This is a genomic window from Micromonospora sp. BL1 (genome assembly GCF_003667485.1).
Classification (GTDB): domain Bacteria; phylum Actinomycetota; class Actinomycetes; order Mycobacteriales; family Micromonosporaceae; genus Micromonospora; species Micromonospora tulbaghiae.
In genome coordinates this window covers 1-12,486 of record NZ_RCVK01000178.1, presented here as the reverse complement: position 1 = coordinate 12,486, position 12,486 = coordinate 1, and the positions used below count along the sequence as shown (strand labels likewise).

Genomic DNA, 12,486 nt, shown 5'->3' with positions numbered 1-12,486 from the left:
ACCCCGGCCCCCGGCCGGCCCGCCCGGCCGGCCTCGGCCGACCCAACCCCGATGATCGACACGAGTTCGGCGAAGTGGCGGTGTCGGAGGCCAACGGATGCCACCACTCCGGCGAAAAGCAGTGGATCAACGTCGGAAAACCGCCGAACAACGGGCGCCGACACGAGCCGGGAGGCGGCGGTCGTGGCTGTGGCTACTGTGAGGCGGTGACGGGGTACGCGGCGATCCTGCTCGCCGGTGGCGCGGCCCGGCGGATGGGCGGGGTGGACAAGCCGGCCCGGGCGGTCGGCGGCCGGCCGATGCTGCATCGGGTGCTGGACGCGGTGGCCGACGCGGACCAGCGGATCGTGGTCGGCTCGTCCGGCCCGCTGCCCAGGGGAGTCCGGACGGCCCGGGAAGAGCCGCCCGGGGGCGGTCCGGTGGCCGCTACGGCAGCCGGGCTGGCGTGGCTCGACCCCGGTACGACGACAGTCGCCGTGCTCGCCGCCGACCTGCCGCTACTCACCACGGCAGCGGTGGCCGAGCTGCGACGCGCGCTCGCCGCCTGTCAGTCCCGCGACGACCCGCCCGCGCTCGCCGCCTGTCAGTCCCGCGACGACCCGCCTGCGCTCCACGCCGCAGCCGCCGGGCCGGAAGACGCACCTGCCGCCGCCCGGCGGGAGACCCTGGACGGTCGATACGCCGCGCTCGCCTGTTACGTGGACGGGGACGGCCGCCGCCAGTACCTCTGCGCGGTCTGGCGGGTGCCGGCCCTGCGGGCCGCCCTCGATCGGCTCGCCGCGACGCGGGGCGGCTCGCTCGACGGGGCGCCGGTACGCGGGCTGCTGGCCGGTGTCGCCGTACGGGAGGTGTCCTGGTCCGGCTCGGGGCCGCCGCCCTGGTTCGACTGCGACACTGACGAGGACGTACGCCGGGCGGAGGAGTGGACGAGATGACGGTGCTGGACGACTGGGTCACGGCGGTCTGCGCCGAACTGGACCTGGACCCGGCGGGGGTGCCCGTGCCGACGGTGCTCGACGTGGCCCGGGACGTGGCCCACCAGGTGGTCCGGCCGGGCGCGCCGGTCACCGCGTACCTGCTGGGGCTGGCGGTGGGGCGCGGCGCGGACCCGGCCGCGGCGGCCGAGCGGCTCAGCGCCCTGGCGGGTTCCTGGCCGGTGGACCTGGGCGGTTCCACACCTGGGGATTAGCGCCTCGCGCGGGATTCGGTCCCCTTCGCGCGTGGGTAGGGTGGCGGGAACGGACGGAGGCGATCATGACGGCAGACCACCCCTCGGCGCCGGTCGACGAGCCTGCCGGCGGCACGCCGGAGCACCACCCCACCGGCGGCACGCCGGAGCACCACGCCACCGGCGGCGCGCCGGAGCACCACGAGTCGATCCTGCTCGACGAGCCGACCACTGCTGATCTGCGGGCCAAGGTCACCGAGGCCTGGCGGGAGTTCGCCCGGGCGCTCGCCGACCGGCTGCGCGGGCTGCCCGCCGGTGGGCACCTGGAGGTCACGCTCGACCCGACCGCCTCGGGGACCGGCGACGCCGTCTACTCGGTGAGTGTGGACGCGGGCGAGGAGGGGCGTCTGTCGGCCCGCGCGGTCGGCAACGCCACGCTGCCGCAGGGCTACCGGCTGGACCGCGCCGCGGTGGCCGACATGGTGGCGCTCGGCTGGTCGCCGCCGGGTGTGGTGCCGGGCTCCGGGGAGCAGTTCGGGCTGGACTGCGGCGTCGACGAGGCGACCCGGCTGGCCGCCGTGCTGTCCCGGACGCTGCGGGACGTCTACGGCGCCCCGCATCCGGCCTTCCTCGTCTACCTGGTGCACGACGCCGAGGGCGAGGCGCTGCCGGTGGAACCGCTCGGTACCGCCCGCAGCGAGTTCGGCCCGGACCGCGACGTCGAGGCCGACCTGGACGAGGCGCTGGCCGCGGCGGCCGCCGCGCAGTCCGGTGAGAACGACGTGCTGGCGCTGGAGGAGCGGGTCCGCACCGTCGTGTCGACCATGCTGAAGTCGGCGTCCGACCAGCTCCAGGTCGACTCCGACGGCGACATCAACATCCGGGCCGGCTCGGCCATGGTCTTCGTCCGGGTACGCGACAACCCGCCGCTGGTGGACGTGTTCTCGCCGGTGCTGACCGAGGTCGAGCCGACCGAGCGCCTCTACGTGAAGCTCTCCGAGCTGACCAACCGGATGCCGATCGGCCGGCTCTACTGCGCGGACGACACGGTGTGGGCGTCGATCCCGGTGTTCGGCCGCAACTTCCAGCCCACCCACCTGATGCTCGCGGTGCAGGTGATGACCGGTCTCGCGGACGAGCTGGACGACCGCCTGCACGGCGAGTTCGGCGGCAAGCGCTTCTTCGGTGAGGGCGACAAGCCGGCCCGGGCCGAGGAGCACCGCACCGGCATGTACCTCTGAGCGCGGCTCACCGTACGTCGAGCAGCGTCTTGCCCACCGTCTCCCGGGCCTCGATCGCGGCGTGCGCCGCGGCGGCCCGTTCCAGCGGGAGGCGCTGCCCGATCAGCGGACGTAGCCGCCCGGCCGCGCCCTCGCCGAGTGCCGTTTCGGTGAGGGCGCGCAGTTCGTCCGGGCCGGGCCGGGGGCTCAGCAGCGTCACTCCGCGTGCGGCGGCGGACTCGGCCGGGATGTCCGCCCAGGCGCCGCCGGCCAGCCCGAAGCTGAGCATCCGTCCGCCGGGGTCCAGCAGGTCGAACGCCTCCCGGGCGAGCGGCCCGCCCACACCGTCGAACACCACGTCGACCGCGCCGACGGCGTCCCGGACCCGGCCGGTCCAGCCGGCCCGCCGGTAGTCGACGACCACGTCGAGGCCGGCGGCGCGCAGCACGTCCACCTTGCGGTCGCCGCCGGCGGCGCCCACCACAGTGGCACCGGCCGCCGCTGCCAGCTGTGTGAGCAGCGATCCGACGCCACCGGCTGCCGCCTCGACCAGGACCCGGTCGCCCGGCCGCAGCCCGGCCGCGCGGGCCAGCATCAGGGCGGTCCGGCCGTCGGCCATCAGCGCCACCGCCGCGTCGAGCGCCAAACCCGGGGGTACGGGGACAGGCGCGCCCTGGCCGACCACGACGCGCTCGGCGTACGCGCCGGTGCCGCCGGTGGCGGTGACCACGACGCGGCCGGCGAGCGCCGGGTCGACGTCCGGTCCCAGTGCGGTGATCGTGCCGCCGACCCCGTTACCGGGGATCACCGGGAGTTCGGCGCCGAACGGCCCGAAGCCGCTGGCCCGGAACATGGTCTCGACGAACGTGATGTTCGCGTGTGCCACGTCGACGAGCACCTGGCCCGGTCCGGGTGCCGGGTCGGGTGCCGTCCCGGGCACGAGCATCTCCGGTCCGCCGAACTCCCGCAGCCACACCGCACGCATACCGCCCCCTCGCTTCGAGCCGGTCACCAGTGCACGACATGAAGCGAGGTTGAGGTCAAGGCGTCGACGGTCCGACGCCGGGGGACTCGACCAGCCGGGAGAGCACGATGGTGCTGCGGGACGAGGTGACGAACGATTCGGCGCGTAGCCGTTCCAGCGCCTCCTCCAGGTGGGAGATGTCCGCGGCGCGCAGGTGCACGAGCGCGTCCGCCTCGCCGGAGACGGTGTACGCGCCGACCACCTCGGGGTGCCGGCGGGCGGCGGCGCCGATCTGCGCCGGGGTGGTCCGGCCGGCGCAGAACAGCTCGACGAACGCCTCGGTGGTCCAGCCGACGGCGGCCGGGTCGACGACGGCGGTGAACCCGCGGATCACCCCGGCGGATCGGAGTCGGTCGACCCGTCGTTTGACGGCGGGGGCGGAGAGTGACACCCGGTTGCCGATGTCCGCGTACGAGGCGCGGGCATCCGCGACGAGTAACGCAATGATTCGCTGGTCGACCGCGTCTATCTGCAACGTTCTGCTCCTGGGAAGCAATGCTTGTGGCTGTTACCAAAGTTGTACCGTACCTACTCTTGGTGACCGTGAACCAGCAGCGAGTCTCGCGAAAGCGGACATATCTCATGTGCTCGCCCGAGCACTTCACGGTCGAGTACGCGATCAACCCGTGGATGGACGTGACCACGCCGGTCGACGCCGACCTGGCGGTCAAGCAGTGGGACCGGCTGCGCGAGACGCTCGTCGGGCTGGGCCACGAGGTGCACCTGCTGACTCCCGAGGCGGGCCTGCCGGACATGGTCTACGCGGCCAACGGCGCGTTCGTGGTCGACGGCACCGTCTACGGCGCCCGGTTCAAGCACGAGCAGCGGTCCGCCGAGGCCGCCGCGCACCGGGCGTTCTACGAGCAGCACGGCTGGCGGTTCATCGCGCCGAGCGAGACCAACGAGGGTGAGGGTGACTTCGCGTACCTGCCGGAGGCGCACGGCGGCCTGGTCCTCGCCGGGTACGGCTTCCGGACCGAGCCGGCCGCGCACGCCGAGGCGCAGGAGGCGCTCGGGCGGCCGGTGGTCTCGCTGCACCTGGTCGACCCGCGCTTCTACCACCTGGACGTCGCGCTGGCCTCGATCGACGACGAGAACATCGTCTACTACCCGGGGGCCTTCTCCGCCGCCAGTCAGAAGGTGCTGGCCCAGCTGTTCCCGGACGGGATCGTCGCGGACGACGAGGACGCGCTGGCGTTCGGCCTGAACCTGGTCAGCGACGGGCTCAACGTGGTGCTGAACAACGAGGCGACCCGGCTCGCCGGCAAGCTGAAGGCCGCCGGCTACCACCCGGTCCCGGTGGAGCTGGCCGAGCTGAAGAAGGGCGGTGGCAGCGTGAAGTGCTGCATCGCCGAGCTGCGGCACTGAGCCACGCCTCGACGCGAAGGGCGGCCTCCCGGTGGGAGACCGCCCTTGCGCGTGTACGGGGGCCGGTCAGCCCAGCGTCGCCAGCTCGTTGATCACGACGTTGGAGAGCAGCCGGCCGTCGGTCTGCACCCGGCGGAGGTACCACTTCTGCTGCGGCGTACGGGTCTGGTTGAACTGCCAGGTGCCGCGCGGGCTGTCCACCTGGCCGACCTTGCCGAGCGCCAGGTTGACCTGCTGCGGCGAGGGGTTCCCGCCGGCCAGCCGGATCGCCTTGTCCAGCACCAGCGCGGCGTCGTAGGAGGCCATCGCGTACGTGGTGGGCGCCGAGTTGAACGTCTTCCGGTAGGCCGAGGCGAAGATCCGGTTCGCGGTGTTGTTGAGGTCGGCCGAGTAGTTCAGCGCGGTCTCGATGCCGTACGACTCGATGAGCTTGCGCTCGCGGCCCTTCTCCCCGTCGTCGAGCTGGTCGAGCGCGGTGCCCTCGGTGAGGAAGCCGGGGGCGTAGATCGGTCCCCGGTAGCCCTGGGCGTAGAGCTGCTTGACGAACTGCACGGCCTGGGCGCCGGAGTAGTGGCAGAACACCGCGTCCGGCTTGCGCCCGAGCGCCTTGCGGATCGGCCCGGAGTAGAGCGACCGGGAGGGGTTGGGGTCGTCCTCGGTGAAGATCGGGTCCTCGGTGAGCCGGCGGCCCCGCTCGTACGCGCGCCGCAGCCCTTCGATGACGTCCTGGCTGCCGGGGCCGCGGGTGCCGAAGATGGCGATCCGGCTGGAGGCGTCCAGCTTCTGGCGCAGGTACTCGCCGAGCGCCTCGCCGGGCTCGGTCAGCACGTACGACGTGCGCCAGATGTAGACGACGCCCTGGAGCGTCGACGGGGAGGCGTTGGAGCCCAGCAGGGGCACCCGGGCCTCCTCGACCGCGTCCTTGATGCCGGTCATCACGGTCGGGCTGACCACGCCGGTGAGCGCGAGCACGCCCTCCTTGAGCAGCCGGTCGACGGCGGCCTTGCCGGTGGCGGCGGTGTCGCCCTCCTCGGCGGTCACGAGCGTGACCGGGTGGCCGGCGATCTGCTGACCGCGCATGCTGAGGAAGAGCTGGAAGCCGTTGGTGATCTCGTCGCCGATGGCCTTGTTCGCCCCGCTGCCGGGCACGATCAGTCCGACTTTGATCGGGCTGCCGGATCCGGCCTGTTCCCCGGAGTCGTCCCCGGAGCCGCACCCCGCCGCCAGTCCGGTGGTGCCCAGCGCGGCCAGCAGTTGCAGGGCCCGCCTGCGGTTCATCTGTGCCACCGACTTCCTTCCCGACGGGGCGGCCATGGTGCACACCCCTTCGGCGTTCTACCTGGTCGACGACGCTGCGTCAATGCCCGGAAGATCATCGTGAAGCGACCGCAACGCCTCGGCGACCCGGGGCCATGCGGTGGAGCCCGGTGCGATCAGCCCGAAATGCTCACATTCGGGCAGCTCAACGAGCGTGGCCGAGCCTCCGGCGGCCTGATCTGCGGCTATCCAGGACCGGCTGATCGCGATCGGAACCTGCATATCTCGATCACCATGAATGACTACTGTGCGTGTTTGGATGGGTACCAATACCGATGGATCGGCCGCCGCGTACCGGTCCGGCACTTCCTCCGGGCCGCCGCCGAGCAGCGCGGCCACCGCCCCCTCGTCCAGGTCCAGCCGGTACGCCTGCGCGAGGTCGGCCACCGGTGCCAGCGCGAGCACCCCACCGACCGTCTCCGGGGCGTGCGCGGCCACGTACAGGGCCAGGTGCCCGCCCGCGGAGTGACCGACCAGGATCGGCGGCACGGGCGCCACCCGGCCGGGCAGCGCGGCGGCGGCGAGTTCCGGCAGCGCGGCGATCCCGGCGCGGACGTCGGTGAGCGTGTGCGGCCACCCTCCGCCCGGCCGGCCGGTCCGCCGGTACTCGATCTGCGCGACCGGGTGGCCGAGCGCCGCGAGCGCCGCCGCCATCGGGCCGGTGTGGGTCCGGTCGTACTCCGCCCGCCAGAAGCCGCCGTGCACCACGACCACGAGCGGCCGGGGCGGCCCGTCGCCCGCCGGGAGGCGCAGGTCGGCACACTGGTCCGGGTGGTCGCCGTAGGAGACGGTGGCATCCGGGGGCGGGGACGGGCGGGTCAGCACCTCGCGCGGGTCGGAGAGCATGCGGCGACGGTAGCGTCCACCGGTCCGGCCGCGTGCACATGGTCGGCGTGGGTAAAGATGGGTGCCATGACCGAAGCGCACTCCGCCGGACACGACGACGAACAGGGCAACGATGGCATCCCCGGCACCGTGGTGGTGGTCGGGCCGGACGGCCGCCCGGTCGGCACGGTGCAGACCGACGAGGGCAAGGGCGAGGACCCGACCCGTCTGGTCGAGCAGCCGGCCAAGGTGATGCGGATCGGCAGCATGATCAAGCAGCTGCTGGAGGAGGTGAAGGCGGCGCCGCTCGACGACGCGAGCCGGCACCGGATGCGGGAGATCCACGAGCGCTCGATCGTCGAGCTGAAGGAGGGCCTCGCCCCCGAGCTGCGCGAGGAACTGGAGCGGATCTCGCTGCCGTTCACCGAGCAGCAGGCGCCGAGCGAGGGTGAGCTGCGCATCGCGCACGCCCAGCTGGTGGGCTGGCTGGAGGGGCTGTTCCACGGCATCCAGGCCGCGCTGGTGGCCCAGCAGATGGCCGCCCGCGTCCAGCTGGAGCAGATGCGCTCCGGCCGCCAGGCGCTGCCGAGCGGCCCGGGCGGCGTGATTCCGGGCATGCCGGGGATGCCCGGCGGCGAGGGCCACGCGCCCGGCCAGTACCTGTGACCCGTCGGCCGGGGCGCGTCACGCGCCCCGGCCGCTCAGTCCACCCCGAAGACCTTCTCCAGGTACGCCGCGACGCCGTCCTCGGTGTTGGGCCCGGTGACCTCGTGTGCGATCTCGCGTACGGCCGGGTGGGCGTTGGCGACGGCCACCGCCCGTCCCGCCCAGGCCAGCATCGGCACGTCGTTGGGCATGTCGCCGAAGGCCAGCACGTCCCGCTCGCCGATGCCGAGACGCTCCGCGTACCAGGCCAGACCGGCCGCCTTGGTGACGCCGGCCGCCGAGATCTCGATCAGCCCGCTGTACGACGAGTGGGTCGCCTCGGCCAGCCCTTCCAGCGCGCCCGCCACCACCCGCACGAAGACGTCCGGGTCCTGCTCACCGGCCCGGGCCAGCAGCTTCACCGCGGGCGCGGACAGCAGCTCCTCGGGCGACTCGACGGCCCGGATCGCGTCGAGGTCGGCGTCCCAGCGCAGCGGGTAGTGCGCCTCGTGCCGCATCTGCCGGCTGTCCACGATCTCCACCGCGAAGCTCACCCCGGGCACCTCGGCGCGCAGGCGCCGGGCCACCTCCGCCAGCAGCTCCGGGGCGAGCGGGTCGGCCCGCAGCACCTGGTCGGTGACCGGGTCGTACACCACCGCGCCGTTGGCGCAGATCGCCGGCAGCGGCTCGGCGAGCTGCTCGTACACCATCTGGAGCCAGCGGATCGGACGGCCGGTGACCAGGACGACCGGCGTGCCGGCGGCGTTGATGCGGGCCAGCACCGCGGCGGTACGCGCGCTGAGCGTCCGGTCGTCGCGCAGCAGCGTGCCGTCGATGTCGGAGGCGACGAGGCGAGGTGGATCTTCCATCACCGGGAGAGTAGCCGGTCCAGGTAGACCGCGACGCCGTCGTCGTCGTTGCGCAAGGTGATCTCGTCCGCCGCGGCGCGCACCTCCGGGTGGGCGTTCGCCACCGCCACCCGGGCCCAGCCGGCCCAGTCGAACATCGGCAGGTCGTTCGGCTGGTCGCCGAAGACCAGCACGTCGGCCGGGTCCACGCCGAGCCGCTCGGCGATGACACTCAGCCCGCTGGCCTTGTCGGTGCGGGGCGGGCAGATCTCGACGAAGTCGAGCCCGGCCTGGGTGAGCGTGGCCACGTCCGGTGGCACGATCGCCCGCGCCGCGGCCAGCAGCTCGTCCACGTGGTGGTCGGCGGTACGCGCGAACGCCTTGATCACGTCGCAGGACAGGCACTCGACCCGGCTGCGGGCCTCGAACCGGTCCGGATAGGGCCAGCTCGGGTGGTAGTCGCCCCAGAGCGGCGCGTCGTGCTCGTCCGACGCCTCCACCATCACCGTCAGCGGGCCGACCGCAGCCTCCAGGTCGGTGAGGATCCGGGCCAGCACCTCGCCGGGCAGCCGCTCGTCCCGCAGCACCAGGGGCCCTTCCGGGTCGCTCTGGTCCACCACCCGGCCGCCGCCGGCCATCACCAGGAAGTCGGCGGCCCGGATGTCGTTGCGGGTGAGTTCGGTCAGACGCGGTCCGCGGCCGGTCGCGCCGACCACCGGGATCCCGGCGGACCGCACCCGGTCCAGCACCCGATGGGTGTACGCGGAGACGGTCTCGTCGCTGCGCACGAGCGTGCCGTCGAGGTCGGTGGCGATCAGCTTGGGCAGTCCCGGGCGGGTCATGGTTCCTCCTTCGCCCGCCGCCGTCACGCCGGCCGACCAGGTCCTCGGTGCCGCGACCATGGGACGGCGGGCAGCAACCGTATCTCGCGGAAGGGGCGGCAACCACGGCTTTCCGGCGAATCGGCGGCGAAGCTCCGGTGGCCGCCGGACGCGTCGGCGGACCTGGTTCAGTAGGACCGTTCGGGGCCGGCGAACGGCACCGTGGGCTGCACCGTCAGATCCGCCGGGGCCGGTGGCACGTCGTCCTCGTCCGTCCGGCGGCGGCGGTCGGGCCGGTCGTCGTCCGGCTCCCCGTCGGCGGGCGTCCCGCCGGCCGCCCGGCCGGCCAGGTGCAGCGCGGCCGCCAGCAGCGCGACGGCGACGAACGCGCTGACCAGACCGCGTCCGTGCTCGACCTCCAGGCGCTGCTCGCCGACGAAGAACAGGATGCGCCGGGCCAGTTGTTCGAGGGAGCCGGCGGTCGCGACCAGCACTCCGAGCAAGCCCGCCGCGAGACCCAGCCCGGCCAGCCGGGCGTGCTGCCGTACCGCGGGGGCACCGCGCAGCGCCAGCCCCACCGCGACCGACAGCCCGAGCAGGCCCACGAGGTACGCCGTACCGAACCCGCCGATCTCGGAGATGCCGCCGGTCAGCCGGGCGGGCGCGTCGTCGCCCCGGGCCTCGGCCGGCACCGTGATCGCCAGCCACTCACCGAGCAGCGAGGCGATCGCGGCCACGGCGCCGAGCCCGGTGAGCACGGGCGGCAGGCGGCGGTCCCGGCCCAGCGCGGCGAGCGAGCGCGCGGCCCGGCCGGACGACTCCGGCTCGGCGTCGCCCCACTCGACGATCGTGGTGTCGTCGGACCGGTTGTCCTGCAGGGGGATTCGCTTGTCCTGCCGGGGAACGGGGAGATCCTGCGACATGGCCACCCTTCCCGTACGCGGGCCTGCGTCGAATCATGGCACAGCCCGCTCCCGACGGCCGGGATCGCGACCCCGAGGTCCGGTGCGGGGCGGCCCGCTTTCGGTTAGCGTCGGTGCCATGCCTATCCGTACCGCATCCGCTCGCTGGCAGGGCAACCTCACCGAGGGGTCCGGCACCGTCCGCACCGGCAAGGGCGGCCTGTCCGGCAACTACTCCTTCAAGTCGCGCTTCGAGGAGGGCGAGGGCACCAACCCCGAGGAGCTGATCGGCGCCGCACACGCCGGCTGCTTCTCGATGGCTCTCTCCAAGCAGCTCGCCGACGCCGGCGCCCAGGAGACGGCGGTGGAGACCACCGCCAAGGTGCACTTCGACAAGACCGACGCCGGCATGACGGTGACCCGCATCGACCTGGAGACAGTGGGCCAGGTTCCGGGCATCGACCAGGCCGAGTTCACCAAGCTCGCCGAGGCGGCCAAGGAGAACTGCCCGATCTCCCGGCTGCTGTCGCCGGGCGCGCAGATCACGCTGAACGCCCGTCTGGCCTGACATCGCGTACGGCACGGCGGGGGTGTCCTGCGGGGCGCCCTCGCCGTGCGGTGTGCCCGATCCGGAGGGAGTGACCGGGCCGCGTGGCCGTGGAGATGAGCCGGGACCGGTTCGAGGAACTGGTCGGCGAGGCGCTCGACGAGGTGCCCGAGGAACTGCTCGGGTTGATGAGCAACGTGGTCATCCTGGTGGAGGACGACCCGCCGCCGGGCGAGGACCTGCTCGGCCTGTACGAGGGGCATTCGCTCACCTCTCGCGGCTGGGACTACTCCGGCGTGCTGCCCGACCGCATCCTGATCTACCGCAACCCGATCCTGGCGATCTGCGACACCGACGACGACGTCGTCGACGAGGTGGCGATCACCGTGGTGCACGAGATCGCCCACCACTTCGGCATCGACGACGAGCGCCTGCACGCCCTGGGCTGGGGCTGACCGGCCTCCGGCGCGTCCCCGCCCGGCTGATTCCGGCGGTTGCGCCGGTCCCCTAACCTGCGGATCAGGCAGATCCTGATGCAGGAGGAAAACCCATGCGCAGCGCGCTGTTCTCCGCGGAGAACCTTGAGAAGGAGTCCCAGCAGCCGGGCATGCGGTTGCAGAACTCCAAGATGCTGAAGATCGAGCTGAACGGCGAGGCGATGGCCCGGGTCGGGTCGATGGTCGCCTACCAGGGGCAGGTGCAGTTCCAGGCGCTCGGCTCCGGCGGCATCGGCAAGTTCATCAAGCAGCGGCTCACCGGCGAGGGCGTGCCGCTGATGAAGGTCTCCGGGCGCGGCGACGTCTTCCTCGCCGACTTCGCCAAGGACGTGCACGTCATCGACCTGGAGCCGGGCGACGCGCTGTCCATCAACGGCTCCAGCGTGCTGGCGTTCGACTCGACGCTCCAGTACGACATCAAGATGGTCGGCGGCGCCGGTTTCGCGTCCTCGTCCGGCCTGTTCAACTGCGTCTTCACCGGCCACGGCCGGATCGCCGTCACCACCAAGGGCACCCCGGTGGTGCTCAACGTGGACGCGCCGACGTACGTGGACCCGCAGGCGGCGGTCTGCTGGTCGGCGAACCTCCAGACCGGCTACCACCGCGCCGAGCAGCTCGGGCTCGGCACGCTGCTCGGCCGCAGCACCGGTGAGGCGTTCACGATGAGCTTCGCCGGTCAGGGCTTCGTCGTGGTCCAGCCCTCGGAGGAGCCTCCGGTGGCCGGCAGCGGCTCCCAGCAGCAGGGCGGCGTGCTCGGCGGCCTGCTTCAGTGACCTTCCGGTGCCCGGGGCGTCCGCCGAGGTCGCCCCGGGCCGGTCAGCTCAGCTCGCCGGCCCGCAGCCGGGCCACCCAGGCCGCCGCGTCGGCGTAGTCGGCGTCGGTGAGCCCGGGCGGCACCGGCGTCTGCTGGTCACCCGCCGCCGTGCTCCAGCGGTGCCGGGGGTACGACCCCAGGAACCGCACGTCGGCGCAGACCCGGCGCAGCCCCTGCAACGCCTCACCGAGGCGTACGTCGGCGACGTGTCCGGCGCAGTCCAGGAAGAACACGTAGCGGCCGAGCGCCTCGCCGGTCGGGCGGGACTCGATCCGGGTCATGTTCACGCCGCGCACCGCCAGTTCCATCAGCACCGCCAGCAGCGCGCCCACCCGGTCGTGGGCCAGGCACACCGCGAGCGAGGTGAGGTCGTCGCCGGTGGAGTTCGTGCTGGCCGCCCGCGCCGGCACCACACTGTCCGACGTCCGCTCCGTCGCGGCCCACCCGCAGGCGTCCACCCAGTGCCGGGGCTGGCTGCGGGAGCACCTGC

At 73.2% G+C, this 12,486-nt stretch carries 16 protein-coding genes and 1 pseudogene; 9 read left to right on the top strand and 8 right to left on the bottom strand.

Translation table 11 applies throughout. The annotated features are described in order from the left end of the window. The first annotated feature begins 206 nt into the window (after positions 1–206). From EAD96_RS07455 to EAD96_RS07445, 3 genes are all read left to right on the top strand, one after another. Entirely contained in the window at positions 207–935 is a 729-nt protein-coding gene (locus EAD96_RS07455; protein ID WP_121683709.1) for a molybdenum cofactor guanylyltransferase, read from the top strand. After that, positions 932–1,189, top strand: coding sequence for a DUF6457 domain-containing protein (locus EAD96_RS07450; protein ID WP_091415945.1), 258 nt, complete (start codon positions 932–934; stop codon positions 1,187–1,189). Before EAD96_RS07455 ends, EAD96_RS07450 begins: the two co-directional genes overlap by 4 nt. A 65-nt stretch (positions 1,190–1,254) precedes the next feature. Beyond that, a complete protein-coding gene (locus tag EAD96_RS07445) occupies positions 1,255–2,409 on the top strand; it encodes a hypothetical protein (protein ID WP_121683708.1) in 1,155 nt (384 codons plus the stop codon). A 7-nt stretch (positions 2,410–2,416) separates the two neighbouring features. On the opposite strand, the gene EAD96_RS07440 is transcribed toward EAD96_RS07445, so the two are convergent. Together EAD96_RS07440 and EAD96_RS07435 are read right to left on the bottom strand one after the other, a co-directional pair. Beyond that, a complete protein-coding gene (locus EAD96_RS07440) occupies positions 2,417–3,373 on the bottom strand; it encodes a zinc-binding dehydrogenase (RefSeq protein ID WP_121683707.1) in 957 nt (318 codons plus the stop codon). A 55-nt stretch (positions 3,374–3,428) separates the two neighbouring features. Beyond that, positions 3,429–3,887: an Lrp/AsnC family transcriptional regulator gene (locus EAD96_RS07435; RefSeq protein ID WP_121683706.1), complete on the bottom strand. Its 459-nt coding sequence runs from the start codon at positions 3,885–3,887 to the stop codon at positions 3,429–3,431. A gap of 59 nt (positions 3,888–3,946) precedes the next feature. On the opposite strand from EAD96_RS07435, the gene ddaH reads away from it, so the two are divergent. After that, a complete protein-coding gene (gene ddaH, locus EAD96_RS07430) occupies positions 3,947–4,780 on the top strand; it encodes a dimethylargininase (protein ID WP_199733089.1) in 834 nt (277 codons plus the stop codon). Positions 4,781–4,846: 66 nt separating this feature from the next. Here ddaH and EAD96_RS07425 read toward each other — a convergent pair whose 3' ends face one another. After that, positions 4,847–6,067, bottom strand: coding sequence for an ABC transporter substrate-binding protein (locus EAD96_RS07425; RefSeq protein ID WP_120572565.1), 1,221 nt, complete (start codon positions 6,065–6,067; stop codon positions 4,847–4,849). A 48-nt stretch (positions 6,068–6,115) separates the two neighbouring features. Continuing rightward, a complete protein-coding gene (locus EAD96_RS07420; RefSeq protein WP_121683705.1) occupies positions 6,116–6,943 on the bottom strand; it encodes a S9 family peptidase in 828 nt (275 codons plus the stop codon). 57 nt (positions 6,944–7,000) lie between these two features. Here EAD96_RS07420 and EAD96_RS07415 point away from each other — a divergent pair, with 57 nt between their 5' ends. Further along, on the top strand, positions 7,001–7,588 hold the full coding sequence (locus EAD96_RS07415) for a bacterial proteasome activator family protein (protein ID WP_120572567.1): 588 nt from the start codon (positions 7,001–7,003) through the stop codon (positions 7,586–7,588). A gap of 35 nt (positions 7,589–7,623) precedes the next feature. Here the strand turns inward: EAD96_RS07415 and EAD96_RS07410 are convergent, their stop codons facing one another. From EAD96_RS07410 to EAD96_RS07400, 3 genes are all read right to left on the bottom strand, one after another. Further along, positions 7,624–8,436 carry an HAD family hydrolase gene (locus tag EAD96_RS07410; RefSeq protein WP_121683704.1) on the bottom strand — a complete coding sequence of 271 codons (813 nt, stop codon included), beginning with the start codon at positions 8,434–8,436 and terminating at the stop codon, positions 7,624–7,626. Then, positions 8,436–9,257, bottom strand: coding sequence for an HAD family hydrolase (locus EAD96_RS07405; protein WP_091413415.1), 822 nt, complete (start codon positions 9,255–9,257; stop codon positions 8,436–8,438). Before EAD96_RS07405 ends, EAD96_RS07410 begins: the two co-directional genes overlap by 1 nt. A gap of 167 nt (positions 9,258–9,424) precedes the next feature. Beyond that, positions 9,425–10,159: a hypothetical protein gene (locus EAD96_RS07400; RefSeq protein ID WP_120572569.1), complete on the bottom strand. Its 735-nt coding sequence runs from the start codon at positions 10,157–10,159 to the stop codon at positions 9,425–9,427. A 118-nt stretch (positions 10,160–10,277) separates the two neighbouring features. On the opposite strand from EAD96_RS07400, the gene EAD96_RS07395 reads away from it, so the two are divergent. The 3 genes from EAD96_RS07395 (at position 10,278) to EAD96_RS07385 (ending at position 11,955) form a co-directional block, all read left to right on the top strand. Further along, positions 10,278–10,706, top strand: a complete 429-nt coding sequence (locus EAD96_RS07395; RefSeq protein ID WP_013289315.1) for an OsmC family protein — start codon at positions 10,278–10,280, stop codon at positions 10,704–10,706. An 89-nt stretch (positions 10,707–10,795) separates the two neighbouring features. Further along, on the top strand, positions 10,796–11,140 hold the full coding sequence (locus EAD96_RS07390; protein WP_181726620.1) for a metallopeptidase family protein: 345 nt from the start codon (positions 10,796–10,798) through the stop codon (positions 11,138–11,140). A gap of 95 nt (positions 11,141–11,235) precedes the next feature. Next, complete coding sequence (locus EAD96_RS07385; protein WP_120572570.1) at positions 11,236–11,955, top strand: AIM24 family protein; 720 nt, start codon at positions 11,236–11,238, stop codon at positions 11,953–11,955. Between the two features lie 43 nt (positions 11,956–11,998). Here EAD96_RS07385 and EAD96_RS07380 read toward each other — a convergent pair. Next, positions 11,999–12,376 (bottom strand): annotated as a pseudogene (locus EAD96_RS07380) (ACT domain-containing protein); the annotation flags it as partial. On the opposite strand from EAD96_RS07380, the gene EAD96_RS31475 reads away from it, so the two are divergent. Next, the coding region (locus tag EAD96_RS31475; protein ID WP_305034157.1) for a prephenate dehydratase domain-containing protein at positions 12,276–12,486 on the top strand (211 nt) is incomplete at its 3' end. The pseudogene EAD96_RS07380 and the gene EAD96_RS31475 overlap by 101 nt on opposite strands.

Coding starts and splice junctions, on each gene's coding strand:
- EAD96_RS07440 (WP_121683707.1), bottom strand. CDS start 3,373: ATGCGTGCGGTGTGGCTGCGGGAGTTCGGCGGACCGGAGATGCTCGTG.
- EAD96_RS07450 (WP_091415945.1), top strand. CDS start 932: ATGACGGTGCTGGACGACTGGGTCACGGCGGTCTGCGCCGAACTGGAC.
- EAD96_RS07385 (WP_120572570.1), top strand. CDS start 11,236: ATGCGCAGCGCGCTGTTCTCCGCGGAGAACCTTGAGAAGGAGTCCCAG.
- EAD96_RS07405 (WP_091413415.1), bottom strand. CDS start 9,257: ATGACCCGCCCGGGACTGCCCAAGCTGATCGCCACCGACCTCGACGGC.
- EAD96_RS07415 (WP_120572567.1), top strand. CDS start 7,001: ATGGGTGCCATGACCGAAGCGCACTCCGCCGGACACGACGACGAACAG.
- EAD96_RS07395 (WP_013289315.1), top strand. CDS start 10,278: ATGCCTATCCGTACCGCATCCGCTCGCTGGCAGGGCAACCTCACCGAG.
- EAD96_RS07400 (WP_120572569.1), bottom strand. CDS start 10,159: ATGTCGCAGGATCTCCCCGTTCCCCGGCAGGACAAGCGAATCCCCCTG.
- EAD96_RS07420 (WP_121683705.1), bottom strand. CDS start 6,943: ATGCTCTCCGACCCGCGCGAGGTGCTGACCCGCCCGTCCCCGCCCCCG.
- EAD96_RS07410 (WP_121683704.1), bottom strand. CDS start 8,436: ATGGAAGATCCACCTCGCCTCGTCGCCTCCGACATCGACGGCACGCTG.
- EAD96_RS07445 (WP_121683708.1), top strand. CDS start 1,255: ATGACGGCAGACCACCCCTCGGCGCCGGTCGACGAGCCTGCCGGCGGC.